General features: G+C 45.8%; 25 protein-coding genes and 2 riboswitches. Of the genes, 20 read left to right on the top strand and 5 right to left on the bottom strand.

What is annotated here, in order from left to right:
• Positions 1–54: 54 nt before the first annotated feature.
• Positions 55–161, bottom strand: a riboswitch (SAM riboswitch).
• 312 nt (positions 162–473) lie between these two features.
• Both ASG16_RS02460 and ASG16_RS02455 read left to right on the top strand, forming a co-directional pair.
• Positions 474–785 carry a rhodanese-like domain-containing protein gene (locus tag ASG16_RS02460; protein ID WP_056488745.1) on the top strand — a complete coding sequence of 104 codons (312 nt, stop codon included), beginning with the start codon at positions 474–476 and terminating at the stop codon, positions 783–785.
• A gap of 82 nt (positions 786–867) precedes the next feature.
• Positions 868–1,494, top strand: a complete 627-nt coding sequence (locus tag ASG16_RS02455) for an SCO family protein (RefSeq protein WP_241970675.1) — start codon at positions 868–870, stop codon at positions 1,492–1,494.
• Here the strand turns inward: ASG16_RS02455 and ASG16_RS02450 are convergent.
• Positions 1,491–1,829, bottom strand: a complete 339-nt coding sequence (locus tag ASG16_RS02450; RefSeq protein WP_056488747.1) for a YqzG/YhdC family protein — start codon at positions 1,827–1,829, stop codon at positions 1,491–1,493. The two genes, ASG16_RS02455 and ASG16_RS02450, sit on opposite strands and share 4 nt — an antisense overlap.
• 103 nt (positions 1,830–1,932) lie before the next feature.
• Here ASG16_RS02450 and ASG16_RS02445 point away from each other — a divergent pair, with 103 nt between their 5' ends.
• The 4 genes from ASG16_RS02445 (at position 1,933) to ASG16_RS02425 (ending at position 6,320) form a co-directional block, all read left to right on the top strand.
• Positions 1,933–2,703 (top strand): hypothetical protein, encoded by a 771-nt coding sequence (locus tag ASG16_RS02445; protein WP_056488748.1) that lies wholly within the window; start codon positions 1,933–1,935, stop codon positions 2,701–2,703.
• 98 nt (positions 2,704–2,801) lie between these two features.
• Positions 2,802–4,472, top strand: a complete 1,671-nt coding sequence (gene rnjA / locus ASG16_RS02440; protein WP_048036184.1) for a ribonuclease J1 — start codon at positions 2,802–2,804, stop codon at positions 4,470–4,472.
• 78 nt (positions 4,473–4,550) lie between these two features.
• Complete coding sequence (locus ASG16_RS02435; RefSeq protein ID WP_012684201.1) at positions 4,551–4,979, top strand: BrxA/BrxB family bacilliredoxin; 429 nt, start codon at positions 4,551–4,553, stop codon at positions 4,977–4,979.
• Positions 4,980–5,582: 603 nt separating this feature from the next.
• The gene (locus ASG16_RS02425) at positions 5,583–6,320 is read left to right on the top strand and encodes an SDR family oxidoreductase (RefSeq protein ID WP_198674181.1); all 738 of its coding nucleotides are present in this window, start codon (positions 5,583–5,585) and stop codon (positions 6,318–6,320) included.
• Between the two features lie 89 nt (positions 6,321–6,409).
• Here the strand turns inward: ASG16_RS02425 and ASG16_RS02420 are convergent, their stop codons facing one another.
• Entirely contained in the window at positions 6,410–7,660 is a 1,251-nt protein-coding gene (locus tag ASG16_RS02420) for an MFS transporter (RefSeq protein ID WP_056488752.1), read from the bottom strand.
• A gap of 338 nt (positions 7,661–7,998) precedes the next feature.
• Here ASG16_RS02420 and ASG16_RS02415 point away from each other — a divergent pair, with 338 nt between their 5' ends.
• Positions 7,999–8,553, top strand: a complete 555-nt coding sequence (locus ASG16_RS02415; protein ID WP_056488753.1) for an RNA polymerase sigma factor — start codon at positions 7,999–8,001, stop codon at positions 8,551–8,553.
• Positions 8,550–10,265 carry a DUF4179 domain-containing protein gene (locus tag ASG16_RS02410; RefSeq protein ID WP_056488754.1) on the top strand — a complete coding sequence of 572 codons (1,716 nt, stop codon included), beginning with the start codon at positions 8,550–8,552 and terminating at the stop codon, positions 10,263–10,265. Before ASG16_RS02415 ends, ASG16_RS02410 begins: the two co-directional genes overlap by 4 nt.
• Before the next feature lie 59 nt (positions 10,266–10,324).
• On the opposite strand, the gene ASG16_RS31145 is transcribed toward ASG16_RS02410, so the two are convergent.
• Together ASG16_RS31145 and ASG16_RS02405 are read right to left on the bottom strand one after the other, a co-directional pair.
• Entirely contained in the window at positions 10,325–10,648 is a 324-nt protein-coding gene (locus tag ASG16_RS31145; protein ID WP_241970674.1) for an MFS transporter, read from the bottom strand.
• Positions 10,629–11,555, bottom strand: coding sequence for an MFS transporter (locus ASG16_RS02405; protein WP_241970673.1), 927 nt, complete (start codon positions 11,553–11,555; stop codon positions 10,629–10,631). Before ASG16_RS02405 ends, ASG16_RS31145 begins: the two co-directional genes overlap by 20 nt.
• Before the next feature lie 186 nt (positions 11,556–11,741).
• Between ASG16_RS02405 and ASG16_RS02400 the strand changes: the two genes are divergently transcribed.
• The 9 genes from ASG16_RS02400 (at position 11,742) to ASG16_RS02365 (ending at position 21,283) form a co-directional block, all read left to right on the top strand.
• Positions 11,742–12,728, top strand: coding sequence for an LCP family protein (locus ASG16_RS02400; protein ID WP_056488755.1), 987 nt, complete (start codon positions 11,742–11,744; stop codon positions 12,726–12,728).
• Positions 12,729–12,796: 68 nt separating this feature from the next.
• Complete coding sequence (locus ASG16_RS02395; RefSeq protein ID WP_056488756.1) at positions 12,797–14,248, top strand: spore germination protein; 1,452 nt, start codon at positions 12,797–12,799, stop codon at positions 14,246–14,248.
• 11 nt (positions 14,249–14,259) lie between these two features.
• Positions 14,260–15,384, top strand: coding sequence for a GerAB/ArcD/ProY family transporter (locus ASG16_RS02390; protein ID WP_056488757.1), 1,125 nt, complete (start codon positions 14,260–14,262; stop codon positions 15,382–15,384).
• The gene (locus ASG16_RS02385) at positions 15,384–16,280 is read left to right on the top strand and encodes a Ger(x)C family spore germination protein (protein WP_255412977.1); all 897 of its coding nucleotides are present in this window, start codon (positions 15,384–15,386) and stop codon (positions 16,278–16,280) included. The genes ASG16_RS02390 and ASG16_RS02385 overlap by 1 nt, the downstream gene beginning before the upstream one ends.
• Positions 16,271–16,543, top strand: a complete 273-nt coding sequence (locus ASG16_RS31475; protein ID WP_255412976.1) for a Ger(x)C family spore germination C-terminal domain-containing protein — start codon at positions 16,271–16,273, stop codon at positions 16,541–16,543. Before ASG16_RS02385 ends, ASG16_RS31475 begins: the two co-directional genes overlap by 10 nt.
• A 107-nt stretch (positions 16,544–16,650) precedes the next feature.
• Positions 16,651–16,767: riboswitch (SAM riboswitch) on the top strand.
• Between the two features lie 100 nt (positions 16,768–16,867).
• Positions 16,868–17,881, top strand: a complete 1,014-nt coding sequence (locus tag ASG16_RS02380; RefSeq protein WP_056488758.1) for a methionine ABC transporter ATP-binding protein — start codon at positions 16,868–16,870, stop codon at positions 17,879–17,881.
• Complete coding sequence (locus tag ASG16_RS02375) at positions 17,882–18,547, top strand: methionine ABC transporter permease (RefSeq protein WP_056488759.1); 666 nt, start codon at positions 17,882–17,884, stop codon at positions 18,545–18,547.
• Positions 18,548–18,606: 59 nt separating this feature from the next.
• Positions 18,607–19,446, top strand: a complete 840-nt coding sequence (locus tag ASG16_RS02370; RefSeq protein ID WP_056488760.1) for a MetQ/NlpA family ABC transporter substrate-binding protein — start codon at positions 18,607–18,609, stop codon at positions 19,444–19,446.
• Between the two features lie 187 nt (positions 19,447–19,633).
• Positions 19,634–21,283, top strand: coding sequence for a peptide ABC transporter substrate-binding protein (locus tag ASG16_RS02365; protein WP_056488761.1), 1,650 nt, complete (start codon positions 19,634–19,636; stop codon positions 21,281–21,283).
• A gap of 57 nt (positions 21,284–21,340) precedes the next feature.
• Here the strand turns inward: ASG16_RS02365 and ASG16_RS02360 are convergent, their stop codons facing one another.
• Positions 21,341–21,790, bottom strand: a complete 450-nt coding sequence (locus ASG16_RS02360; RefSeq protein ID WP_056488762.1) for an SRPBCC family protein — start codon at positions 21,788–21,790, stop codon at positions 21,341–21,343.
• Between the two features lie 115 nt (positions 21,791–21,905).
• On the opposite strand from ASG16_RS02360, the gene ASG16_RS02355 reads away from it, so the two are divergent.
• From ASG16_RS02355 to ASG16_RS02345, 3 genes are all read left to right on the top strand, one after another.
• Positions 21,906–22,709 (top strand): helix-turn-helix domain-containing protein, encoded by an 804-nt coding sequence (locus ASG16_RS02355; RefSeq protein ID WP_056488763.1) that lies wholly within the window; start codon positions 21,906–21,908, stop codon positions 22,707–22,709.
• A gap of 241 nt (positions 22,710–22,950) precedes the next feature.
• A complete protein-coding gene (locus ASG16_RS02350; RefSeq protein WP_056488764.1) occupies positions 22,951–24,576 on the top strand; it encodes a peptide ABC transporter substrate-binding protein in 1,626 nt (541 codons plus the stop codon).
• Positions 24,577–24,998: 422 nt separating this feature from the next.
• The gene (locus tag ASG16_RS02345) at positions 24,999–26,651 is read left to right on the top strand and encodes a peptide ABC transporter substrate-binding protein (RefSeq protein ID WP_056488765.1); all 1,653 of its coding nucleotides are present in this window, start codon (positions 24,999–25,001) and stop codon (positions 26,649–26,651) included.
• The last annotated feature ends 73 nt before the right edge of the window (positions 26,652–26,724 follow it).

Genomic DNA, 26,724 nt, shown 5'->3' with positions numbered 1-26,724 from the left:
AAAAAACGGAGCATTCTCCTGAGAAGAAGAAGGCTCCGATCATGCACGGGCTTGTGTTCATCTCTCAGAATCACTGGATTCTGCAGGAATTAGCACCATGCAGCTAGTCTGCTGGTTGCCGGGTTTCGTAGGGCCTGTCCCTCCACCGCTCTTGATGAGAAAAAGTTGTTGTCGTAATTGTATGAAAATAAAACCTTGATGTCAACGCATAATCGTAAGTTATCAGGGAGGTTTTTGTGTATATAGGGATGAAAGGTGTTCACTCATGCCATTAATTTGTAACGCTTTTGCCTCAAGCTGTTCACATCCCGTGTGGCTACTGCCGCAGTGAAATAGGAGATAATGGTAGAAAATAGGGAGCATGGATGGATAGTGAAGCCAAGTGCTCTTCGCGTTAGAAAAGTAAAAAAGCGTGTGATATCATGGAGGTGGTTACAACTGATCTGATCGTACATATAGGAGGATAAATAGCGATGAGCCATGGAGTAAAGGAAATTACACCACAAGAGCTGTTGGAAAAGCTGGAAGCCAAAGAGGAACTGCAAGTCATTGATGTACGTGAAGTCGATGAGTGGAATGCAGGTCACATTAAAGAGGCAAAGCTGATCCCACTCGGCTTTTTGCCGCACCGTATCGATGAGCTGGATAAGAACACTCCGATTGTGATGGTTTGCCGTAGTGGTGCCAGAAGCCATAATGCTACAGCGTATTTGAGTGAACAAGGATATGACGTGGCGAATATGGTTGGCGGCATGCTCGCATGGCCAGGTGAAGTGGAACAGTAAGAAGAGATAGAAACAGTGTGAAATGCCTCCCGAGTGTAATCAGGAGGCATCTCGCATGGGACAAGCAGGGAGGAAGCAACCCGTGAGTGAAGGAACACAATTGCAGCAGGAATCTGCGATAAAAAAACATTGGTTTCCTGTGTTAGCTGGTATTATCCTTTTGGCTATCGTCGGAGTATTTGGTTATAAGTACATGACAGAAGAGAAGATCGAAGTGTTGAAGCCCATCGCGGACTTCACCTTAGACAACAGTGACGGAACAACCTACACGTTTAATCAAAGTGCTGGCAAGGTACGGCTGGTCGAGTTTATGTTTACCAAGTGCCCGGATATTTGTCCGGCTACTACGTACAACATGGCCAAGCTGCAAGATCAGTTGAAGGAAAAGGGACTGTTCGGAGACAAAGTAGAGTTTATCTCTATCTCCTTTGACCCTGATAATGATACGCCGGAAGTCTTGCAGGAGTATGCAGCCAAGTTCAAGGCAGATCAGAGTGGCTGGAAGTTCCTGCGCGGGGACGCTCAGGCTGTAGAAAAAGTGACGAAGGACTTTGGTCTGATGGTCATGAAGCAGCCAGATGGATCTTATGCTCATACGGCTCGTATGTTCCTTGTTGATGGAGAGGGAAACATGCGCCGCGCGTACGGGATGGCAGCTGACATGGACATGGAAGTCATGATGAAAGAGATGGAACAGCTCGCTGACTAGTGAGTCTCCTCATAGGAGATGTTTACGACATCTTCTGTCTGATTCACGAATTCAATATGAATGAGTAACGCCCACCTGCGATTGCCTTCTTGAAGCAAGAGCTTAAACGTCTCTTCCGACGTGGTGGGCGTTTTTGGTTTTCGTCCGACATGCAGGTAGTCCACAATTTGAGCGTTTGGATATCGCTTCATCGTTTCCTGCATCGCGAGTCTGCCCCATTTTGCATAGGGAGGCTGGGCATAGGCAGGGAACGGCTGAAATAGGAGCAGGAAAAGTACGGTGGAGAGAAGGGGCATTATGTTCCGATGGCGAAATAAGCGACGAGCGGTTTGCACTTGCTGATCCCTCTCCTTTTTGAAATGGTTTTCCATGTATTTTGAAGACTTTTCGGAATATCATTCGTAGAAAATAATGACAATGAAGTGCGGGAGGTTTTCGATGCATTACTTGCTCATCCCCTTATTTGGCGTTCCTGTTTTGGTGGGGGTTCTTGCCGCCATTTTCCAAAAGCCTCCTTTTTGGAAAAAATGGGGACTCACGATTGCTTCTGCCGTATTGATTTACGGAGGCTGCTTCGCCGCGAATGTACATTGGCAAATGAAGTATGGTATTCCGGTGTTACCCACGGAGTCCGACTTGGAGCTATTTTTATACTTTTGTATCCTGTTGGTGTTTGTTTGTATCCTTATGTATATTGTCTTTTTGATCACGATGAGAAAACAGTTTTGGAAAATGAACCTCGTTTTTTTATGCACAGCCTTTGGTCTGTTTAGCTTTTTTGCTGCTGCCTTTTTAGGGATGGGCCCCTTTTTGAAAAAAGCGGAGTACGTCAATGTCGTACAAAAAGCAAAAGACCGGTGGAAAGAGGCAAAGCTGGATAACGAGAAGCCTATTGATCTCGCCCTCGTATACAGCAGACAAGACTGTACCAAAAATTGTGCCGGGTATCCGTATACAAGTCTGATCCTGGTACGGAATCAATCGGATCAGCCGTTGGAGATTGATTTGAAACTGCGAGTACAAAACAAAAGCGGCACCGTATTAAAAGAAGTCGAAGCCGTACCACTAAAACTCTCTTCAGGAGAAATTACGGAGGTATGGACGGGCGATTCTTATGCAAAGCACGACTTCTGGGCGAGAGCCAGTATCGTTACCGATGAACGAGTTGCCGATTTGGAGTATCAGTATTCGATTATTGACCGAAGATGAATGTGTGGAATAGACAAGACTGGGTGAAACGAACGTCTTACGTTGTGATATAATAAGAATGGCATGCTTGGTTCGGATTCCCATAATCATGCACGACGATGTTAGGAGGAAAGAGTTTGAGCGACGTTAAGATTTTCGCGATGGGCGGCCTCGGCGAGATCGGAAAAAATATGTACTGCGTCGAGTATGAGGACGAAATCATCATCATTGACTGCGGGGTGAAATTCCCCGAGAATGAAATGTTCGGTATTGATCTGGTTATCCCGGATGTTTCCTATTTAGTGGACAACCAACACAAAATCAAAGCACTATTATTAACGCACGGACATGAGGATCACATTGGTGCGATTCCTTATATTTTACGACAAATCAAGGTGCCGATTTACGGTGGTCGTCTGACCCTGGGCTTGGTCAAGGCGAAGCTGGAAGAGCACCGTTTGCAGAACGAAGTGAAGCTGATTCCGATTTCGGAAGATACGGAAATTCCTTTTGCGAAGCTGAAGGCAACATTTTTCCGGACGAACCACAGTATTCCAGATTCTTTGGGAATTGTGCTTCATACACCAGAGGGAATGGTCATTCACACGGGTGACTTCAAGTTTGACATGACACCAGTCGGACAAACAACGGAGTACGGAAAAATTGCACGCTTTGGTGCGAGCGGTGACGTTTTGGCGCTTTTGTCCGATAGTACGAACAGTGAGCGTCCTGGATTTACGATGTCAGAAAGATCGGTAGGAGAAGGGATTCTCGATGTGGTACGCAAAGCGCGTGGACGCATCATTCTGGCTACCTTTGCTTCCAACGTACATCGCTTGCAACAGGTGGTAGATGCTGCTGAGCAGTGCAATCGCAAAGTGGCGGTCATTGGCCGCAGTATGGAAAAGGTTTTCTTGATTGGCCAAGAGTTGGGCTACATCCAGATGCCAGAGGGCATGCTGATTGATATTAAGCACATCGACAACTACGCAGACAACCAAGTGCTGATTATTTGCACAGGTAGTCAAGGTGAGCCGATGGCAGCGTTGACCCGGATTGCATCCGGTTCGCATCGCACTGTTTCCATTTATCCGGAAGATACGGTGATCATTTCTGCATCTCCGATTCCAGGAAATACGATCAACGTAAGCCGCACGATAGACAAGCTGTACCGTGCAGGTGCCAACGTAGTATTGAGTCATGAATTTGATATTCACGCATCGGGTCATGGCAGTAGCGAAGAGTTGAAGCTCATGCTCAATTTCATTCGTCCGAAATATTTCATCCCGATCCACGGGGAATACCGGATGCTCAAGACTCACTCCAAGCTGGCCCAACAGGTTGGGATCGAGGAGAGCAACATCTTTATTATGGACAACGGCGAAGTGCTGAACTGCAACCGCGAAAAAGCGTGGCTCAGCAAAGTACAAGCAGGGATTGTCCTCATTGATGGCAGTGGTATCGGCGACGTCGGCAATATCGTTCTGCGAGATCGCAAGCATTTGGCAGAGGATGGCTTGATGGTCGTGGTTGTCAGCCTGGATATGAAAAACTTCAAAATTTTGACGGGCCCAGATATCGTGAGCCGCGGCTTCGTATACGTACGAGGTTCGGAATCCTTGATTCAGGAAGCGACACAGCTCGTTCGTGGGCGTCTGCAAGAAGCGTTGGATAAGAAAATCAAGGAATGGTCTGAGCTGAAGTCACAGATTAATGAAGTGATCAAGCCGTTCATTTACGAAAAGACAGGCCGCAACCCAATGATTCTTACCATTTTGATGGAAGTGTAGCTCTTGCTTTCTCGGAAAGGCGCAGTCGGGGTATAATATAAGTAAGTTGAACACGTGATACAAAGGAGAGGTTGCCCAATGATGTCTTATGAAGCATATATGAGCCAAGTAATTCAACCGATGCGCGATGAGTTGACTCGCAACGGTTTTCAAGAGCTTCGCACTGCTGAAGAAGTAGAGCAAGCACTGCCAAATGCAAAAGGCCTGACGCTTGTTGTCGTGAACTCGGTTTGTGGCTGCGCAGCAGGACTCGCTCGTCCAGCAGTTGTGCATTCCTTGAATCACGCTACAAAGCCAGATAACATCTTTACTGTATTCGCAGGTCAAGACAAGGAAGCGACAGCAAAAGCTCGTGAGTATTTTGAAGGCTATGCACCGTCTTCCCCATCCTTCGCGATCATGAAAGACGGCAAAATCATGACAATGATCGAGCGTCATCAAATCGAGAACAACGAACTGGCAACAATCGCTGGCTTGTTGACCAACGCTTACGACACTTACAAATAAGAAGTACGAAACATCACGAGGCGCCCGGTAACGGGCGTCTTTTTTTACAGACTTGAAATGGGGCTGTAGTGAAGAGAAGAATATTTCCAGTCTAGGCTCCAGGCTCCGTCCATCTGAGGGTTAAGACTGTCCGCTCCGAAGGGATTCGCGGGGAAACGCAAAAGTGGTAGCCGCTACGCCGTATGGGCACGGTTGCGTTTCTTTTGCCCGCGAATCCCTTCTCCGCTCGGTAGGACTCCACAAGTCGCTACGCCTGGAAATATTCTTCTCTGTCGTTACTGATGGCATCTTTACATTCTTTTAAGGTATTTAAAAACCGATCAACAAGGAAAGCTCGTAGAGGAAACAGGAGAAAACAGCGAAGATCTTAGGGACACCGACCGAGACGGAATGCAAAAAGCGAAACACGCCCTTAAGCGTCCACCTCTGAAACACATCCTGAAAGGACCACTTTGGACGAGGTTTCGCTTTTTGCATGGAGTCGGGCAGTCAATCCCCCAGTGGGTGGACCTAGAATCTGAGCGTTTTCTCCTGTTTCTTCCCCACCACTACAGCCCAAACTCAAAGTTATTGGGATTGATTCCCTTCTTTTATTATACTAAAATGTTTAATAAGTATAATAATGGAGGGGGAGAGTGTGTGAACAAGCTGGTAGTGATTACAGGTGTGACACGTGGTTTGGGTAGGGCGATGGTCGAGCGTTTTCACGAAGCAGGCTGGACGGTTGCAGGCTGCGGTCGTTCGGAAAAAGAGGTGCAAGGACTGCGTCAGCAATTCGGAGAGCAGCATCATTTTTCTGTTGTGGACGTATCGGTAATGGAGCAGGTGGAACTGTGGGCAGAGGAAGTAAAAGCCGAGGTGGGCATTCCTGACTTGTTGATTAACAATGCCTCCATTATAAATCGGAACAGTCCAGTCATTGGGCTTGCGGCAAGCGATTTTTCGAGAGTGATGGACATCAATGTGAATGGTGTTTTCTATGTAATTCGCGCCTTTTTACCGTTTATGGTTCAGCGCGCAAATGGCGGAGTCGTCGTAAATATCAGTTCGTATTGGGGAAGACACGGGGAAGCGTTTTTATCCCCGTACTGCGCATCGAAGTTCGCCATAGAAGGATTGACGCAATCATTGGCAGCCGAATTGCCTGAGGGAATGGCAGCAGTGGCGCTTGATCCAGGAGGGAGTATCGATACTTCCATGCTCCATTCATGCTCGCCAGAAGAGGTGGACACGGCACCGAATCCGGTAGAGTGGAGCCGTGTAGCGGTACCGTACATCATGGGATTTGGTCCGCAAGACAACGGAAAGTCGCTTACCTGCCCACCAGTGAGAAACAACTGAACATCTTTATCATGGATTTACCACGCTGCCGCGAACCCCTCGGCAGCTTTTTTGGTATGAAAAAATCTCCCGTGGATGGGAGACTTTATTCATGGAGACTCTTTCAATGTAGGGTTTCCAGCCTGTATTAAAACTTTGTTTTTCCTTAACAACATAGCCAGTATTAAAATGAATAGCCCCGTTGCGATCAGTAGCCACTCAATTTTAACAACATCTGCGATTGGTCCAAAAATAAGCATACCTATAGGCATCATCGAAGTGGAAATCATGCCGAACACACCGAAAATTCTTCCCAAATAGTTCTCATCCACTTTCTCCTGAACCAAGACCATTGTCGGGGTATTGAAAATGGGCATAGCTACGCCAAATAGCGCCATGAAGACTAGATAAATCCAAAAGTTCGGAATGATACCAAGGGCTATTGTGCATGCGCCCATGATAAAGCTCGCGAATGTCATGGTGTGCACTCTGTTTGTAAAGCCTCCCCAGGAAGCAATAATTCCGCCGCCGGCCATCATTCCGACTGAAAAAGCAATTTCAATTGCCGTTAACCGCCAAACCTCGTCGCCATAGCTCCGTGTAACTTGCAGTGGGGTCAAAAATGCGGCTGGTGCCATCAGAATAAAGAAGAAGGCAAAGAATAGAAAGAATTTCTTCAGAAAATCATTGTTTTTAATGTAGAGTAATCCTTCTTTAAAATCGCTGAAGTAGCTCGTTTTTTGTATTTCGGAAGCCTTCTCGTGTAAAGGAATCTTGAGGAAAACGAGCAACGTACCGATGGCAAGCATGGCGGTAATGACATCGATAAAGAAAATCATTTCAATGGTAGATAATGTGAGTAATGCAGCACTCACTATCGGGGATACGAACATAATAACAGCCTGCAAGCTTCCGTTTATGCCATTCATTCTCGTTAGTTGGTCACTTGGTACGATTTGCGGCAAAATAGCTCCGACAGCAGGGGTTTGAATACCGGCTCCGACTGCACGAATAGCAGCCATGAGAAAGAGCAGCCAGGTTGCATTGTATCCCATTAAAAAGACGACTGCGAGGATAAGTGTTGCAAAGGCAATCATTGCATCTGCATAAATGATCAACAGTTTGCGATTGTAGCGGTCAGCCCAGACACCCGCAACGGGGGATAAAAGAAAAGTAGGGACGAAACCGCAAATGATGTATAACGTCATCATGATACCGGATTGTGTATTCAGCGTTATATACCACATCATCGCATATTGAACTAAAGATGATCCAAAAAGTGAAATCGCCTGACTGCTTAGAAAGAGAATAATGTTCTTTTTCCAATGTGGATTTGGCGTTACATGATCATTTGCTTCCATCTCTAATGTTTACCCTCTCTTTCTTTCATTCTCTCCTTCATTTCCCAGTTGTGATATTTACGTAAGACATACCTATGATAGCATATGCCTATCTGCATTGATTTCTTCTCGATTGCTATTTAGGCTACCCGACTGCAACAAATAACTCTCAGGTAATACAAACCTCCACATTTTCGTTCGACTATTTCACTTACATCATATTTTTCAAAAAAAGTTGCGATCTTTTTCCACCATTTTCCGTCGTATTAAGGTGTACAAGCAAAAAGGTGATAGCTGCGCAGCGTACCTTTTTGGACCTGTAGCCCTCGATACAGGTTTTGATATGGGGAGGAAGACAGATGCAGGACGACAGGCTGATCGTTGAGGAGGTCCTCCAAGGGAACAAAGAGGCGTATTCTCAGATCATACAAAAATATAACAAAAGGGTCCGATTGCTCATTCGCAAGATGATCGGACAACCGCATCTTGAGCAGGACATGGCTCAGGAGATCTTTATCAAGGTGTATTACCACTTGGGTGACTACAGCAAAAGCTACGAATTCGGTGCCTGGCTCTACAGGATTGCCGCCAATTATTGCTTTGATGAACTACGAAACCGGAAACGATCGATTACGGTTACAGAATCAGAGATTGAACTGGCTACCAGTCAGACACCTGAGCTCGAATACCTTGCGAAAGAGCAGAAGATCTTTTTACAAAATCGAATGATGACCCTAGAGTCTAAATACCGTGTCGTCCTGGAACTGCGTTACCTCCAATTTTTGAGCTATGAAGAAATTAGCGAGGAGCTGGATGTTCCCATCAGTACGGTGCGAACACGTCTTTCCAGAGGCAAGGCCAAGCTCAGAAATGCCATAACGAATTCGGGTAAAGGAGGGGACCTCCACCTATGACATGCTTGGATACATTCATGCTGAACGCGTATTTGGAAGACAAGCTTCCTTTGCGAGTGAAACAAGAAATACAACGGCATCTGGATACATGCACCTGGTGTCAGAACAAGTTTGAGCAATACTTGGATGAGCTGGATACATCCGATGATGAAGGCGAAGATGTATGGCAGACGGAAGCAACCATTCAAAATGTCATGGACAAGCTCCCCGCTTACCCGATGAACGTACTCAAACTCAAACCAATACAAAAACAACAAGTTCAAATGAATTGGAAAAAACGGAGTGTGGATATTGTGAAGAAAACAACGATTGCAGTTGCGGGATTGGCTATGGTTGTTACATTTGGAACAGCAGTTTCTCCTACATTTGCGAATTATATGAATGGAATCTATGCGTCGATCAATCCGAGTGAGGTAACAGTAACAAAAGGACCTTACAATGCGAAACAAGTAGTCAACCTGTTTGATAAAAAGCAGACGGACATCGGCGTGAAGAAAGCAGCAGAATACGGCTTTGTACAGCCGCTCGACATGAAGGTGACAGACCAAGGACTAACCATGGCAATCAGTGCGGTTGTAGCCGATCCGTTGCGTATTATGGTTCTTGGCTCAGTGACGGACTCGTCCGGCAAAAAGATTCAGTCGTTCTGGAAGGATCAGTTCACAATCATATCAAGCGACAATGTAAAAGATTTCAGGGAAGTTCGACTTAAAGATAAAAATGGCAAGGTGATCATGCGATTAGATGATAATCAGAGGGAAACGCTCCCTTGGCCACCGGTGCCGAACGGTGAAAACTTCGCCTACGGAGGACAACTGAGCGGATTCTTTGATGAAGCGAATCCAATGCCGGACGAATTGATTTTGGAAATGCGTGTGAAGCGCCTGACAGATACGAAAGGCACGTGGAATTTCGATATCCCGATTGATATGAGACCAGCAAAAGCAGCCATGAAAACAGTAGCGTTGAACAAGGAGTTAGAAACTCCAACAGGGGCAACAGTAGAGCTAAAAGAAGCGCGCTTTACTCCCACTGCTACGCAGCTAGAGTTCTCAAACAGCAACCCGAATGAGAAAGTAGTGGAGGGTTTTCGTTACGAGCTTGTCGATGAAAAGGGTACTGTAGTGGGCAAATGGGATGATATGATTGAACCCGATGAAAGGGATCACAATCTCAGTATCTTAGGCATGAGCCATGGCGCTTCGGTTAACTTCACAGAGAAGTGGCAGCCAAGTACGAGTTTTGTCCATACGTACATGCCACTAGACCCTGCAAAAAACTTGACAATGAAGCTCGATGCTGTCTATACAGTAGAGAAAGTCTCTTCTCAAACCAAGCTATCTCTTGCTGAACTGGAGAAAAATCCGAAAAAAGTGAATGTAGCTGGGAACCAAATCACGTTTCAATCGATCAAAATGGAAGATGATGAGGAGGGTACCTCATTCAATATTCCATTGGAAGCCATTCTGGCCAAAGATATTGTGGGACTTCCAGAGCGATGGACGGTGAAGGACGAAAACGGGAATGATGCCACACTAGTATGGTTAAGGGTTAACAAAAAAGAAAACCAAAATGGTACGATAAAACTCGAAGGGAAGCTCGATGTGCTCTTTGAGAAAAAAGATGTAAAGGAAATATCAGTTGTCCTCGATCATGTAATAAAAGAGAACAAAGTCGATTGGGAAGTGCCAATCAAGGGAGAAAAGAAGTAGTGTAATGAACAAGCCGCTCGATTCTGTAAAAGGATCAGGCGGCTTTTTTGCAATTGAAATCAGTATTTAGCAACCTCTGCTCGATTTTCCCGATGAAAATAAGCGTGTAACAGACAGAGCAGGACCGAACCCGCAGAGACAAGCGTTGCCAAGAACAAAGTTGGATGAATGCCACCATGGTCATACATGAACCCCATAGCCAGCGGCCCCAGCAGCCTTCCACCCGTTGTAATCGCCCCTACGACCCCTAAATAAAATGGTGCATTCTCTCCGGTTTTTTCCGATATAAAAGTAGGAATAGTCGGCGAAATGAGCATTTCACCAAATGTAGTGATAACCATTCCGACAACAAATGCGTAATAACTACCGTGATAGACAAGCATACACCCAAAACCGACAGCATACGCGATGGCACTGACGACGAGTTGGGCAGACAAGCTCTGATTCAACAGCCGCTTGATCCAGGATGTGATGGGCTGGCCAAGCAAAAATGATAATACCGTTAACCGTCCACAGCCAGCTATACGATGACAGTGGCATACCCTGCTCTGTAATGTAAGGAGCTACACCTGTGTTCCAAACCGTGTTGGAAAAGAAAATGAATGCTGCGCCTAATGCCATAAACAAGTATAATTGGTAACGCAATAGCAGGGTAAAGCTGTTTTTCTCGCGGTGATTTTGCTGTTCCTCCTGTTGCTCTCCGACCAGATCCTGATGAGATATGTTCTTCATAAAAAGGAAGAAGAACAAGGCAAACAATAAGGTGCTCGTGCTGTTGAACCAAAATGTAAGCTGGAAGGATAAAGTGGCAATGATGCCGGCCAATGCAGTTCCGATTGCCATCCCCAAATTATTACCGACGTAGACGATGTTAAACAATTCTCGGCGCTGTTCTTTCCAGCGAAAACCGATAAATGCCTGAATTGCCGGGAATGACAGGTTGAACGTAAAGCCAAGCCCCATCATGAGAATCAGGTAGACAGGCCAGCTCTGAACGAAAGGAATGGAAAATTGAATAAGTCCTTGAAAAATCAATGCACCGACAATGAGACGCTTGGCACCTAGTCGATGAAACAACGAACCGCCGATGAATTGGCCAAAGATTCCGGCCAGAGATTGGATCATCAGGACGAATCCGGCTTCTGTCATCGAGCGTTGCAAAATGGTATGTACGTACAAGGTAGTAAGTGGCCACATAAAAGCGCTCCCGGAGGAGTTAATAAAGCTAGCGATGAGGAAGAAAATGGCCTCACGTGGATAGCGATTGAGGAAAGCTGAAGGTGATATCACGCGAATGCACCCCTTATTATTAAGGATAAAATTAGTATAACGAATATTCTAAACTTTGTAAATTAAAATGTTTACAATGTCACAGGTACCCAAATAAAGGCTGCTCCACTTTCCGCAAATTCGAGTATACTAAACAAAGTGGAGAGATGACATCAACTGAGGATAGAGAGAATAAAGGTGGACTTTATGAAAATATGGAAACGAGTGTTGCTTCTTTTGCTTGTCGTGATGGCTACGACAGCTGGATATTACGGATACTCTTTTTATCAATTTGCTCAAAATATTCAAGAGCCCAATATCGCACCGCCTAGTGGTGGGAATTCCACCAAAGCAGCAGAAATACCAGAGTGGGATGGCAAGGAACGGGTCAATATCCTGCTGATGGGAGTAGACCGTAGAGGAATGAAAAATAACGGGCTTCCTCGTTCTGACTCCATGATGCTGGTCAGCATCGATCCTACGGGGAAACGTTATGACATGTTTTCAATCCTGCGTGATACGTATGTAGATATTCCCGGTAGAGGTAGCTCCCGGATCAATTCTGCGATTGTAGAGGGTGGACCTGAACTGGCAATGGAAACGGTTAGTCAGTTCACTGGACTTCCGGTAGATCGTTATGTGATTACTGACTTTGAAGGCTTCAAGGCTCTGATTGATGCAGTGGGCGGAGTCGAGATTGATGTCGAAAAAAACATGTATTATCATGACCCAACTGACAAAGGCGCTTACGATATTAATCTGAAAAAAGGTCTGCAAAAGCTGAATGGAGACAAAGCCTTGCAATATGTTCGTTTCCGCCATGATGCGACCTCCGATTATACACGGACGGAGCGTCAGCGGAAATTAATGACGGCAGTCGTGGATCAGATGAAAAATGGTACGACACTGATGCAGCTTCCTACCATATTGAAGGAAGTAACACCGTATGTTCAAACCAATATTAGCTCGGTGGACATGCTAAAGCTGTCTTCACTCGGATTAAAATTGAACACGCTAGAGCCAGGTAACTATCAATTGCCGCCAATGGGGATGTTCCGCGAATCGCACCGCGCAGGTTCTGTTCTGGTTCCGGATGTCGATCAGGTTCAGTCGTTTGTCCAAGAAAAAATTGCACCTCCTACCGAAGCAACAGATCAACCCGTGGGAGAAAAGAAAAGCAGCACGCAAAACTAAGCGTGCTGTTTTTTTGTGTTTTGGGAAAGACTAACCATGATTTTCTAAGTTCTGAGGTGAAGATGTCGATGGATCGGGAAAGTGCACGCAATTGGTTTGAACATACCAGTGACCTGATTACGGAACATATCGATGAGCCAGAAGGCCGCGTGCGACTTTTCTATTTATCCTCTATGGCAGATGGCAAGGTTGTCTACAGCGAGCTTATCCCGAAGCTGCGTGACCTTTGTTTGGAGGAAAGTGGGATTGAGGAAGTCGCTCGGCATTTAGGTGCTTCTAGCAGCAATCGTGTTTTCAATGAAGGGGCAACCATTGAGCGTTTACTCCGAGGTCATATTGTCATTCAAGTTGCGGAATCGCCCTACTGCTTGTCGTTTCCCAGCGATGGGACAGTTGGCAGAAGTATTCAAGCACCCGAAATCGAAACGGTTGTACTCGGCCCGCAGATCGCCTTTGTAGAAGAGCTGAATGTGAACATCTGCATCATTCGAAAATATATGTCAACACCAAAATTGTTCCATGAACAATTGAGCGTGGGAATAAACATACCGATGGATGTGTCGATCCTATATTTGAGCGGGACGGCAGATGAGGAAAATGTGAATACGGTACGTCAGCGGATTTGTGATCTGGAGTTAGACAGCAGTCTGGATTCTACCATACTGGCGCAGCATATCGCAGACAATGAGAAATCATTATTTCCTACGCTTCAGCAAACAGAGCGTCCAGACCGGGTCGTACACGGACTGCGACAAGGACAGATTGCCATACTCGTGGAGGGGAGCCCGTTCGCTTTACTCGGTCCCACCACCTTACTTCAATTTTTTCAATCGCCAGATGACTATTATTTGCGCTGGAGTCTTGCTACTTTCAACAGACTCATGCGAATCTTTGCCATGATCTTGTCCCTGATCCTGACCCCGATCTACGTGGCTGCGCTGACCTATCATTACGAGATGATTCCGGCAGACCTTTTGCTTTCCCTCGCGCAATCACGCTCCCGAGTACCGTTTCCACCGCTGTGGGAGGCTATTTTGATGGAATTGATTATTGAGCTTTTGCGGGAAGCCGGAGCCAGACTACCGACCAAGGTCGGTCAGACGATAGGTATCGTGGGCGGTATTGTGATCGGACAGGCCATTGTTCAGGCTGGATTCACCAGCAATATCCTGATTATTATCGTTGCCCTCGGGGCTTTGTCATCCTTTATCGCACCTAGCTATATGATCGGTTCTACGATCCGGGTCGTTCGTTTTCCAATGATTTTGCTGGCGGGCATGCTGGGGGCATTGGGCATTGTAGTCGGATTCAGCTTCCTAGCCAGCCATTTGCTCCGACAGACGAGTTTGGGGCGTCCTTACATGTACCCCATTTACCCCGTGCGCTATTCCGATTGGAAAGATGGCTTTATTCGCGCTCCATTATCCTCTCTTTCCGAACGCCTCAAGTTTTTTACACCAAAACGAGTACTTCGTTTTGACAGGGGAAATGCCAAAGAGAAGAAAGACATTGACGAGTAAGCGAGGCTGCTATGAACATTAACATCGATGTAAGCAAGGGCAATACAATATCGGCATATCTTGCAGGGTTGCTGGTGCATGGAGCTCAACTTGGAATGGGCATCTTGGGCTTTCAACGAATCATTGCGAAGGAAGCAGGGCATGATGCGTGGATTTCGGTCATACTTGCAGGCTTGGTTACGCATCTAACATTGTGGATCATTATCAAGACTATGCAAAAATACCCTTCGGCTGATATTTACGGCATTCAAGATGATGTGTTTGGAAGGTGGCTAGGAACTGCTGTAAGCATCATATTTATAATCTATTTTATATTGACAGCTGGAATCATTCTTCGCAGCTACATCGAAGTTGTCCAAACCTGGGTGTTCCCGAATTTACCTACGTGGATATTGGCAGGAATCATCCTTTTTCTTGCGTACTACACCATTGTGGGAGGGATAAGAGTCATAGCTGGCTATACGTTTTTTTCCATTATAGCAACGGCATGGCTAGTCTTTGATTTATATTTCCCTTTGGAATTCGCACGATGGGAATATTTGTTTCCGATTATGGATACCAGCTTTGGGAACCTTTTCAAAGGAATGATGGCCATGTCATTGACCAGTGTCGGTTTCGAGGTTCTCTATGTCGTCTATCCCTATGTACAAAATAAGGACAGGGTAAATAAAAGTGCACAGTTGGCGGTGCTGGTGACTTATCTTATCTATTTATTGGTCATGATCGTGTCCTTGGTCTTTTTTAGCCAAGGTCAGCTCATGAGGACGATCTGGGCGACACTCAATCTGCAAAAGATGGTGTATCTCCCCATTCTGGAAAGATTTGAGCTGGTCGTTATCTCGCTGTGGCTTATCGTCATCTTGCCGAATATCATGCTGTATTTGTGGTGCTCGGCGCGAGGGCTCAAGCGTTTGTTCAGCTTCAACTTGCGAAGTTCATTGTATTGGATTTTATCGGTGATTTATCTTGCTTCCTTGACGATGCTTTCCAGACAGCAGATGAATTGGCTTTTTACTGTGCATGGGAAAATTAGCATATGGGTTGTGTACCTGTACCCCTATTTTTTGTACGTCATGGTCTTGCTGAAGCAGCGAACGCAACGGGCAAAATCGAAGAGCAAAGGAGAGAGTGCCTGATGCTTGATGAGCGGAAAAAGAGGTTGTCCTTCATCAAACGGTTTTTGGCGTTGTGGTGTTCTGGTGTCATAATAGTCACAGGCTGTGGAGATCGGCAGATTTTTGATGAAACTGGACTTGCCACAGCTGTCGGCTATGACTTGTTAAAGGATGGAAACATTCGTGGGACTGCAATCATGCCCTCCATTAATCCAGAGGCAAAAAAAAAGATACAGATTTTCTCAGCAATGGGGGAGACCAGCAAATCAATCCGGGATCGGGTTAATTTACAATCAGATAAAAGAGTGTTGGGTGGGCAGATTCGTGTCGCCCTCTACAGTGAAAACTTGGCAAAACGCGGGCTTGGCAGTATCGTTGACACGCTGTATCGGGATTCCTCTATTTCCAGCAGGGTTTATCTTTGCCTATTTGAAGGCGAAACATATGATATGTTAACGTATCCCTATTCTGAAGAAGGGAATATCGGAATCTATTTATACCGTATGATTGAGCAAAATATTGAAGGGGAAAAAATTCCGTCTTCCACCATGCATGAGTTTTTTCGGGCCTATTATGACAAAGGAATCGACCCGATCATGCCGTACATTGCAAGAAAGGGAAATGAGCTGCAAATCAAGGGTATCGCATTATTTCAAGGGGAGCGTTATGTAGGGTGGATCACACCAAAGGAAGCCTTTTTAATCAAGCTCATGCATGGAAAGTTCAGCATTGGCAGCTACGATACTTCTGTTCCTGCTCGTATTTTTGGGGAGGAGCCAAAGAGCCGCGGAAGTAAAAAAGACCGTGTGCAGCTTGTCTTTGACACCATTTCCAGCAAATCTAAAATTGATCTGACCCAAGTGTCCCCCCGGTCTTTGATATTGATATACGATTACATGCGAGAATTTTGGAATTAACCCTTCCGCTGAAGCTAGAGAATGCAAAGCTGATGAAAATCATGGAGAATGCACTGGATAAAGAGATCGAAAAAGAATTGCAGAAAGTAGTCAGTAAATTGCAGGGCCTCGATGTCGATCCCGCTGGATTCGGGATGGTGTATCGTGCAAATAGAAGAGGGATGGCAAACATGACGCAGGCCGAGTGGAGAAAAATGTTCAAGGAAGCAAAGTTTCGCTTTCACGTAAAGTCAACAATCATCCGCAACGGCGTCATGGATTAAAAAACTTTTTCCTGCTATTACTATTGACGTGATATTTTCAAAAAGGATATAATCCGTTTTGTATCATCATGAAATAGAAAAAACGAACATAATATACGTAGATATCTTTCTTATCAAGAGAGGCGGAGGGACAGGCCCTATGAAGCCCGGCAGCCGGTTCATTTTCGAATGAACGTCGCGGTGCCAATTCCTACAGGATTGTTTGGATCTTGTGTAGATGAGAAGGGTGGATGCGAACGTATACATTGCGTTGCAGCCCCTTTTTCGTTTATTGAAAAAGGGGTTTTCATATTTTATCAAGATTGTGGTCGGGAGGTGGATGCGTTGATCCAACTGCGTCATTTGCATAAAAGCTATCAAGTACAAGGTAAAACCATCCCAGCATTAACGGGGATCGACCTTTCCATAGAGCAAGGAGAAATATACGGGATTATCGGACACTCTGGTGCAGGGAAAAGTACGTTGATCCGGTGCATCAATTTGCTGGAGCGCCCAACTTCTGGGGAAGTTATTGTGGACGGCGTCGATTTGACTAGGCTGGATGAAGGGAAGCTGCAAGAAAAGCGCCGCTCAATCGGCATGATTTTTCAGCACTTCAACTTGCTGTCTTCTTCGACAGTCGGTGAAAATGTCGCTTTTCCGCTCAAGCTGGCCAAGCGTCCGAAGGCAGAGATTGAGAAGAAAGTAAACGAGCTGCTGAAGCTGGTTGGCTTGGAGGCACATAAGGACAAATATCCGTCCCAACTGTCTGGCGGACAGAAGCAGCGTGTCGGGATCGCCCGGGCGCTCGCGAATGATCCAAAAGTGCTGCTCTGTGACGAAGCTACATCGGCTCTCGATCCGCAGACGACGAACTCCATTCTGGCACTGCTCTTGGACATCAACCGCAAGCTGGGCTTGACCATTGTGTTGATTACCCACGAGATGCACGTCATTCGCTCCATTTGTGATCGTGTCGGCGTAATTGACGGCGGAAAGATCGTCGAGTCGGGTAACGTACTGGATGTATTCCTTCGTCCGAAGCATCCAACGACACAGGAATTCGTGGAACAAGTAGCAGATTCTACAGAGCTGAGAGAAGCAGTCGAGCACGAAAAGGCTTCGGGGAACCGGACCATTGCTCGTGTCACCTTCCTCGGAGAAAAAACGTACCAGCCGATCCTGTTCCAAACGATGCAAGAGACCGGTACGGTGTTCAGCATTTTGCAGGGAACAATCTCCCGCATGAAAGATACGCCGTATGGTCAGTTGGTGATCGAGCTGGAAGGCGATGTTGCACAGAATCAAAAGACCATTGAGACGCTGCGCCAACGTGGCTTGGAAGTAGAGGTGATATAAATGGACTGGACATTCGAGAATGTGGATTGGGCTGAAATCGGCGTAGGTACGATGGACACGCTCACGATGCTCGGCTTTTCCACCCTGTTTACCGTCCTGATTGGTTTGCCATTGGGAATCGTTCTGTTTTTGACTTCACGCGGACAGCTTCTGCAAAACCGCACTTTTTATACGATCGCATCATTCGTTGTCAACGTATTGCGCTCGGTACCGTTTATCATTTTGATGATTTTGCTGATTCCTGTGACGAAAATGATCGTAGGAACCTCACTCGGCGTACTGGGTGCCATTCCGCCGCTCGTATTTGGTGCCGCTCCGTTTTTCGCACGCTTGGTGGAAACCTCTCTGCGTGAGATTGATAAAGGCGTGATTGAGGCCGCACAATCTATGGGGGCGTCCAATTGGCAGATCGTCTGGAATGTCCTTTTGCCAGAGTCTAGATCTGGACTGATCGCAGGTATTACGATCACGACGGTTACGCTGGTCTCCTATACCGCAATGTCTGGGGTAATTGGCGGTGGTGGTTTGGGTGACTTGGCGATCCGATACGGTTATCAGCGTTTCCAAACCGATGTCATGATTGTGACTGTTGTTATTTTGCTGGTGATGGTACAGATCTTACAAACGCTGGGGGACCGTCTGGTTCTGAAATTCAGCCGCAAATAGATCTTTCCATATAGATTTTCAAAAAATAAGACTAAATACATGCAAGGGGGAAATCATTCATGAAAAAGCTAGTCGTATCTGTACTTTCTACTGTATTGGCATTTTCTTTGGCAGCTTGCGGAGGCAAAACGGAAACAGCACCTGCTCCGGCTGAAGGCGGCGCACAAGGCGGACAACAGGAAGTAACATTGAAGGTAGGCGCTTCTCCCGTTCCACATGCAGCAATCTTGAAATTCGTTCAACCAAAACTGAAAGAACAAGGCGTGAACCTGGAAATTAAAGAGTTCACCGATTACGTACAACCTAACGTTCAAGTGAACGAGAAACAACTCGACGCTAACTTCTTCCAGCACAAGCCTTACCTGGAAGACTTCAATAAAGGACAAAACATGAATCTGGAGCCAGTAGTGGCTGTACACATTGAGCCATTCGGCGCTTACAGCAAAAAAGTAAAATCTGTGGATGAATTAGCTGATGGCGCAACAATCGCGCTGCCAAACGATCCAACAAACAGCGGCCGCGCACTCGCACTCTTGGAGAAAAACGGCGTGATCAAGCTGAAAGAGGGCGCTGGCATCAGCGGTACTGTGAAGGACGTTGTTGAGAACAAGAAAAACCTGAAGTTCAAAGAAGTAGAAGCAGCAATGCTGCCACGCGTTCTGGAAGAAGTAGATCTGGCGTTGATCAACACCAACTACGCGCTGGAAGCAAAGCTCGTTCCTACCAAAGACGCGCTGTTTATTGAAGATAAAGATACTCCATACGCAAACTTCCTGGTAGCTCGTCCTGACAACAAGGATTCCGAAGCAATTCAAAAGCTGGCAAAAGCACTGAACTCACCTGAAGTGAAAAAGTTCATTGAAGATGAATACAAAGGCGCGATTGTTCCAGCGTTCTAAAGTAGAAATAATTGATCGATCAACAAAGTCCAACTGGCCGAAAAGCTGGTTGGGCTTTACTTTTGTTTATAATGTAGTGAATTTTCATAAAATTAAATTAAATCTACAACAACCCCGTTTTCAACCCAATTCCGGTCGAGTATATTGTGTTTGAAATGAGAAAATATAGATAAGGTGGAATTTTCAGATGAAAAGAAATCTCAAGTTGTTTCTTGGCGCGATGCTGGTCGCCGGAAGCGTGTTAGCTGGATGCTCCACGAGTACGCAGCCATCAACAACAACCCCTCCAACTGAGGGAACCGCAGCGCCCGCTGAAAAGCCTGCAAATGCAAAGCCTCAGGTATTTCGGGCGAACATCATGAGTGAGCCTTCGACAGCGGACCCCGGTCTTGCGAAGGATGCCACATCGGGAGCGATTGTTCGTGCTACGTTTGATGGTTTGACTCGCTTCGATGCGAACGCAAAGCCAGTGAATTCAGTAGCATCCGATATCAAAATCTCGGATGACAAACTGGTGTATACCTTCACGCTCCGCGATTCTAAATGGAGCAATGGTGATCCAGTGACTGCCCATGACTTCGTATATGCATGGAAACGTGCACTTAGCAAGACCCTCGGTGCTGAGTATGCCTATCAGCTATACTACATTAAAAATGCGAAGCTGATTCACGAAGGCAAGATGAAGCCCGACGAACTCGGGGCAAAGGCTCTCGATGACAAAACACTGGAAGTCACGCTGGAGAATCCAACGCCTTACTTCCTGGAGCTGACGGCTTTCTACACCTACTACCCGGTTAACCAAAAAGTTGTGGAGGCCAATCCGAAATGGGCAAACGAAGCGGCGACGCACGTAAGCAACGGTCCATTTAAGATGACAGCGTGGGAGCACAAGAGCAAGATCGTATTGGAAAAGAACGAGCACTACTGGGATAAAGACGTAGTGAAGCTCGATCGCATTGAGTTCGCGATGATCGAGGACGATAATACAGCCCTGTCCATGTTCGAGAATGGTGAGCTGGATTGGGCAGGTCAGCCACTCGGTGGACTTCCCACCGATGCGATTCCGTCACTGAAAGACGCTGGCAAACTCGTTGTTCATCCAAAAGCGACGATGTATTGGTACAAGATGAATACGACAAAAGGGCCACTGAGCAATGTGAAAATTCGTAAAGCATTGGCATACTCGGTAGATCGTCAAACCATCGTAGATAACATCACACAAGTGGGCCAGGTGCCAACGATGGGGATGCTGCCGCAATCCATGATTATCAAAAAAGAAGGATACTTTAAGGATAATGATGTAGAAACAGCGAAAAAGCTGCTGGAAGAAGGCATGAAGGAGCTCAACGTGACAACGCTGCCTCCAATCACCTTGTCTTACAATCCAAGCGACAGACATAAGAAAATTGCCGAAGCGATTCAGGACCAATGGAAACAAAAGCTCGGCATCGAAATAAAAATCATGGTGAAGGAGTCCGCCGTTCATTTGCAGGATATGCATGAGCTCAATTACGAGATGGGTCGTATCGGTTGGAATGCGGACTTCAATGATCCGATGAACTACCTGGAAATGTTCCAAGATGGTAAAACAGGTAACAACGACACGGGTTGGGAAGATCCACGTTACCAAGAACTGCTGAAACAGTCATCGGTAGAAACTGATCCAGAAAAGCGCAAGCAACTGTTTGCAGAGGCTGAACAAATCTTTATGGATGCCATGCCGTTGATCCCGCTGTTCACGGATGTGGATGTGTGGGTACAAAGCGACAAGGTGAAAGGCGTTCAAGTGGATGGACTCGGATTTATCGACCTAAAGTGGGCAGAAATGACAGAGTAACAAAAATAACAAAAATCCCGAGGTCAGGGCAGCTCCTGGTCTCGGGACTCTTTTGTATTAGTAGCCAAAATCAAGTGTCTTGCCTGTCTCCGCATACGTCTTGATCGACGAGAGCATCATCGGCCAATTGTTGCTGGCACTTACGTGGGAGGGGTGGTTTTCTGTCCATTGATCTTGAATCAACGTCAGCTTGGTGCAGCCACCAACCGGTTCTAAGGTAATGGTGACACGAGACTGCAATTCCGCGTGATTTTCGTAATAGGCAGGACCCGGATGTTCAGTGAAACTAAAAATACGATGAGGTTCGAATTGCAGGATTTTCCCGTATACATGCACCGTGTCGTCACCGGCTTTTCCCGGACCAACGTAAGCCATCTCGTCGCCTACTTGAAAAGTCGAGCGAATCGTACAGCCAAAGAAAGTACTCTTTACACCTTCATCGGAAGTCAGGACATGCCAGACCTGCTCTGGCGTAGCACCCATGTAGAAATCGAAGCGAAGATCCATCGTTTTACCCCCTGATTTTTTCATTTGGGAATTGTAATCAAGTCTCCCAACTACTACTCTTACTATAAGAAGAATTCGGTAGTGTGTATTGTAAAAACACGACAGGAGGCGCACCTTGGAAAATCAGACTGCCAAGCTCCCAAAGGGTGTACTGCATGCCATGATTGGACAGAAGAAATTTTCGCTGAACAGATACGAGCCATCTGCTGAAATCAGCTACTTCGTGCAGCACTACTGGGTCGTCCGGTGGGATTTACGTACGGAACTGCCTTACTCGCAAACTGTACTGGCTCATCCCAATGTGAATCTCGTGTTTGAAAAAGGAGCATCTGGCATTTTTGGTGTAGCCCGCACGACTTCCTCGCATCTTTTAGAGGGGCAAGGTCACGTTTTCGGAGTAAAATTCAGACCCGGAGGTTTTTATCCGTTTCTGAATGCCCCGGTATCAGAGTTGAGTGGCACTTCTACGAGTCTGGAAGCCGTATTTGGTGTTGCAACCGAGCAGCTTGAGAAAGAAGTGCTAGGCCTGCCAGATGATCAGCAAATGATGAAAAGAGTAGAAGCCTTTCTATTCGAACACTTGCCAAAGCCTGACCCGAATGTAGCGCGCATCAGTGAAATCGTCAGGATGATCCAGGCAGATCGATCCGTATTCAAAGTCGAGGATGCGGTACAATTGACCGGAATGAATATGCGGACGATGCAGCGCTTGTTTGATCGGTACGTAGGCGTCAGCCCGAAGTCGGTCATCCAACGATACAGACTACATGAAGCGGCAGAGCAGATTGACCAGGGAACGGTCCAAGATTGGCTGGACCTGTCTACCTCACTTGGCTACTACGATCACTCTCACTTTATTCGAGATTTTCGAGCAATCGTCGGTGTAGCACCGAACGAGTATCGACGAGCCCAAATGTAATCATAGTGAACCCCTTCGCCTATGGCCGGAGGGGTTGTTTTAATGCTGCATAAATTTTTATGTACGAGGCATACTTCATCATGATGAAAATACCGAATTTATTTCCTTTAATAGAATTTGATGTTTGAATAAAACATAATTAATTTTACTTAAAATGTCTTCAATATTACTAAAAATGCAGTATATTTGTGGAGTAGCTTTCAATGAAGTTTTACCGATAGAAATAAAGGGGGTCAACACCGTGAAAAAAAGCGTTTTTGCAGCAATGAGTTCTATCCTGGTTCTGAGTGCGGCGCTGGCAGGCTGTGGCGGCGGCGAGAAAGCAGGCGAGCAAGGTAGCAAACCTGCTGGTGAGCAAACAAGTGGTCCTAAAGAATTGAGAATGAACATGATGTCCGAGCCACCAACTGCTGACCCTGCATTGGCTGAGGATTCTACTTCCAGTGCGGTTCTGCGTGCAACATTTGATGGTCTCACTCGTATTGGCGAAGATGGCAAACCACATCCATCTGTAGCAGAGAAAATTGACGTATCCGAAGATGGTCTTACTTATACATTCACCCTGCGTGACAGCAAATGGAGCAATGGAGAGCCAGTTACTGCAAAGGATTTCGAATATGCTTGGAAGCGAGCGCTCGATCCGAAAACAGCATCTAACTACTCTTACCAATTGTATTACCTGAAAAACGCAGAAGAATACAACAAGGGTAAAGCAAAAGCTGATGATGTTGGCGTAAAAGCGACTGACGATAAAACACTCGTCGTAACTTTGAAAAATCCAACACCATTCTTCTTGGAGCTGACTGCGTTCTATACGTACTACCCAGTTAACCAAAAAGTAGTCGAAGGCAACGATAAATGGGCGGGCGAAGCAGCTACACACGTAGGTAACGGTCCATTCAAAATGGAAACATGGGAACATAAGAGCAAATTGGTTCTCGTGAAGAGCGATACCTACTGGGATAAAGACGTTGTAAAACTCGACAAGCTCAACTTCTCCATGGTTGAAGACGCAAATACAGAGCTGTCCATGTTCGACAATGACGATCTGGATTGGTCCGGAGCACCTTTGAGCTCACTTCCTACCGATGCGATTCCTGCATTGAAAGAATCCGGCCAAATGCAAACACGCCCGATCGCGGGTACGTACATGTACAAATTCAATACGGAAGTTCCGCCGTTCAACAACGCGAAAATCCGTAAGGCGTTTGCTTATTCAATCGATCGTAAATCTATCATCGACAACATCACGCAAGCAAACCAAGAACCAGCTATGGGTCTGATCCCGCCAACAATGGCAGTGGCAACAAGCCCGTACTTCAAAGATGGCGATGTAGAAGCAGCGAAAAAATTGCTGGAAGAAGGTATGAAGGAAGAAGGCATTACCAAAATGCCGACCCTGACACTCTCCTTCAACACGTCTGAAGGTCACAAGAAAATTGCCGAAGCGATCCAAGACCAATGGAAAAAAGCACTCGGCGTAGACATTAAGCTGGAGAACAAAGAATGGAAAGTATTCTTGGAAGATGTGAACCAAGGTAAATTCCAAATCGCTCGTTCCAGCTGGACTGGTGACTACAACGATCCATACACGTTCCTGGACCTGTTCAAGGACAAAGATGGCGGAAACAACGACACGAAATGGGAAAATCCGAAGTACAAAGAGCTGCTGAACCAGTCTGCTCTGGAAAAGGACCCAGAAAAACGCAAACAAATCCTGGCACAAGCAGAAGCCATTTTCATGGACGAAATGCCAGCAGTTCCAATCTACTACTACACACATTCTTATGTGAAAAAAGACAAAGTAAAAGGTGTAGTACTCGACGGTCTCGGTTTCGTAGACTGGAAATGGGCAGACATTCAATAAGAAAAAGCGCATAACTCGTTGTAAAAAAGGAAGGGTGCTACGGCACTCTTCTTTTTTTGTAAACCATTTTCAGAGAGAACAATCGAGCCGAGGATGGACGTCGATATTATAAATTATAAAATTATAAATTAAATTACTATTGCAACTTTACTGAACATGGATAAAATTGGGTGAATGAAAAAATAGATCAATAAATGAAGCTTGAATCCTCGATTCTGAAAAAGCTTGATATTATGCGGTTTTTCTTAGAAATATCGAGGGAGGTATGTTCTGGAAATTTTATTTATCGATCAATATATTTTATAATTCGTTAATTCTCTTTATAAATAAATAAAAATTTATTAAATCATTCTAAAACATATTTAAAAAATATATAAAACCATGTATATTGATAAAAGATTTAGAAAAGGGGGATTACTTGTATGAAAAAGAATGTTTTCGTGGCAATGAGTTCTATCCTCGTTCTTGGCGCGGCACTCGCAGGATGCGGTGGCGGAAACCAGGCGGCACCGGCAGATAACAATGCTTCCGGAACAAAGACAGAAAATTCTGCACAAGCAACTGGCTCTAAATTACTGAAACTGAACCTGCACTCCGAGCCACCAACAGCTGACCCAGGTATCGCGGAAGATACAACTTCCAGCACCATCATCACTGCTACCTTCGAAGGTCTGACTCGCGTTGGTAAAGACGGTAAATACCATCCAGCAGCAGCAGAGAGCTACACTGTTTCTGAAGACGGTAAAAAATATACATTCAAAATTCGTGATAACAAATGGAGCAATGGCGATCCTGTATCGGCAAAAGATTTCGAATATGCCTGGAAACGCGCTCTTGATCCAAAAACAGCTTCCAACTATGCATACCAACTGTACTATGTGAAGGGCGCAGAAGCCTACAACAAAGGCAAGGGTAAAGTAGAAGACGTTGGCGTAAAAGCAATTGACGATAAAACACTCGAAGTAGAACTGACAAACCCAACTCCATTCTTCCTGGAGCTGGTTGCATTCAAAACATACTTCCCAGTTAATCCAAAAGTAGTAGATGGCAACGAGAAATGGGCTACCGATGCGAAAACAGTTATTGGTAACGGTCCATTCAAAATGGATTCTTGGGAGCACAAGAGCAAGCTCGTAGTTTCCAAAAACGATAACTACTGGGATAAAGACAACGTAAAATTGGACAAAATCGAATTCTCCATGGTAGAGGATGAGAATACTGAGCTGTCCATGTACGAAAACGGTGAACTGCACTGGGCAGGCGCTCCAACTTCTGCGTTGCCAACTGACGCGATCCCGGCTTTGAAAGAATCCGGCAAAATGACAACACAGCCAATCGCGGGTACTTACTTCTACCGTTTCAACACAGAAAAACCACCGTTCAACAATGTGAAAATCCGTAAAGCGTTTGCCTATGCGATCGATCGTCAAAGCCTGATCGACAACATCCTGCAAGCTGGTCAATTGCCAGCAACAGGCTATGTACCACCAAGCATGGCGCTGAACAAAGACGGTTTCTACAAGGATAATGACATCGAAACAGCGAAGAAATTGCTCGAAGAAGGAATGAAAGAAGAGGGTTTGACCAAATTCCCGGCACTTACTCTTTCCTTCAACACTTCCGAAGGTCACAAAAAGATTGCTGAGGCAATCCAAGACCAATGGAAGAAAAACCTGGGCGTAGACGTGAAGCTCGAGAACAAAGAGTGGAAGGTATACCTGGATGACGTACACCAAGGTAAATACCAAGTGGCTCGTGCAGGCTGGTTGGGTGACTTCAACGATCCAATCAACTTCCTGGAAATGTTCAAGGAAAAAGACGGCGGAAACAACGATACTCGTTGGGAAAATCCGAAGTACAAAGAACTCCTGAACCAATCCGCTCTGGAGCTGGACCCAGAAAAACGTAAAGCAATCCTGGCGCAAGCGGAGCAAATCCTGATGGATGAAATGCCAATTATGCCAATCTACTACTATACTCAATCTTGGGTGAAGGATGACAGAGTACAAGATGTTATCATCGATGGTCTGGGTGCTGTAGACTACAAATACGCAGATCTCGTAGAAAAGAAATAATAGCTGTGCATGTAAAAGAAGAGCGGTGTTATACTCACCTCTCTTCTTTTTTTGTTAATTGAACATCCAAATT

Origin of the sequence: Brevibacillus sp. Leaf182, assembly GCF_001423865.2 — a bacterium.
GTDB classification, from domain to species: Bacteria; Bacillota; Bacilli; order Brevibacillales; family Brevibacillaceae; genus Brevibacillus; species Brevibacillus brevis_C.
Note: the sequence above shows the minus strand (reverse complement) of the source record. Positions and strands in the feature narration are given on the sequence as shown.

Excerpts from the sequence above, each read along its gene's own strand:
- ASG16_RS02460 (WP_056488745.1), top strand. The coding sequence starts at position 474 with ATGAGCCATGGAGTAAAGGAAATTACACCACAAGAGCTGTTGGAAAAG.
- ASG16_RS02445 (WP_056488748.1), top strand. The coding sequence starts at position 1,933 with ATGCATTACTTGCTCATCCCCTTATTTGGCGTTCCTGTTTTGGTGGGG.
- rnjA (WP_048036184.1), top strand. The coding sequence starts at position 2,802 with ATGTTAGGAGGAAAGAGTTTGAGCGACGTTAAGATTTTCGCGATGGGC.
- ASG16_RS02435 (WP_012684201.1), top strand. The coding sequence starts at position 4,551 with ATGATGTCTTATGAAGCATATATGAGCCAAGTAATTCAACCGATGCGC.
- ASG16_RS02425 (WP_198674181.1), top strand. The coding sequence starts at position 5,583 with ATGTTTAATAAGTATAATAATGGAGGGGGAGAGTGTGTGAACAAGCTG.
- ASG16_RS02420 (WP_056488752.1), bottom strand. The coding sequence starts at position 7,660 with ATGGAAGCAAATGATCATGTAACGCCAAATCCACATTGGAAAAAGAAC.
- ASG16_RS02415 (WP_056488753.1), top strand. The coding sequence starts at position 7,999 with ATGCAGGACGACAGGCTGATCGTTGAGGAGGTCCTCCAAGGGAACAAA.
- ASG16_RS02410 (WP_056488754.1), top strand. The coding sequence starts at position 8,550 with ATGACATGCTTGGATACATTCATGCTGAACGCGTATTTGGAAGACAAG.
- ASG16_RS31145 (WP_241970674.1), bottom strand. The coding sequence starts at position 10,648 with ATGCTTGTCTATCACGGTAGTTATTACGCATTTGTTGTCGGAATGGTT.
- ASG16_RS02400 (WP_056488755.1), top strand. The coding sequence starts at position 11,742 with ATGAAAATATGGAAACGAGTGTTGCTTCTTTTGCTTGTCGTGATGGCT.
- ASG16_RS02395 (WP_056488756.1), top strand. The coding sequence starts at position 12,797 with ATGGATCGGGAAAGTGCACGCAATTGGTTTGAACATACCAGTGACCTG.
- ASG16_RS02390 (WP_056488757.1), top strand. The coding sequence starts at position 14,260 with ATGAACATTAACATCGATGTAAGCAAGGGCAATACAATATCGGCATAT.
- ASG16_RS02385 (WP_255412977.1), top strand. The coding sequence starts at position 15,384 with ATGCTTGATGAGCGGAAAAAGAGGTTGTCCTTCATCAAACGGTTTTTG.
- ASG16_RS02375 (WP_056488759.1), top strand. The coding sequence starts at position 17,882 with ATGGACTGGACATTCGAGAATGTGGATTGGGCTGAAATCGGCGTAGGT.
- ASG16_RS02370 (WP_056488760.1), top strand. The coding sequence starts at position 18,607 with ATGAAAAAGCTAGTCGTATCTGTACTTTCTACTGTATTGGCATTTTCT.
- ASG16_RS02365 (WP_056488761.1), top strand. The coding sequence starts at position 19,634 with ATGAAAAGAAATCTCAAGTTGTTTCTTGGCGCGATGCTGGTCGCCGGA.
- ASG16_RS02360 (WP_056488762.1), bottom strand. The coding sequence starts at position 21,790 with ATGGATCTTCGCTTCGATTTCTACATGGGTGCTACGCCAGAGCAGGTC.
- ASG16_RS02345 (WP_056488765.1), top strand. The coding sequence starts at position 24,999 with ATGAAAAAGAATGTTTTCGTGGCAATGAGTTCTATCCTCGTTCTTGGC.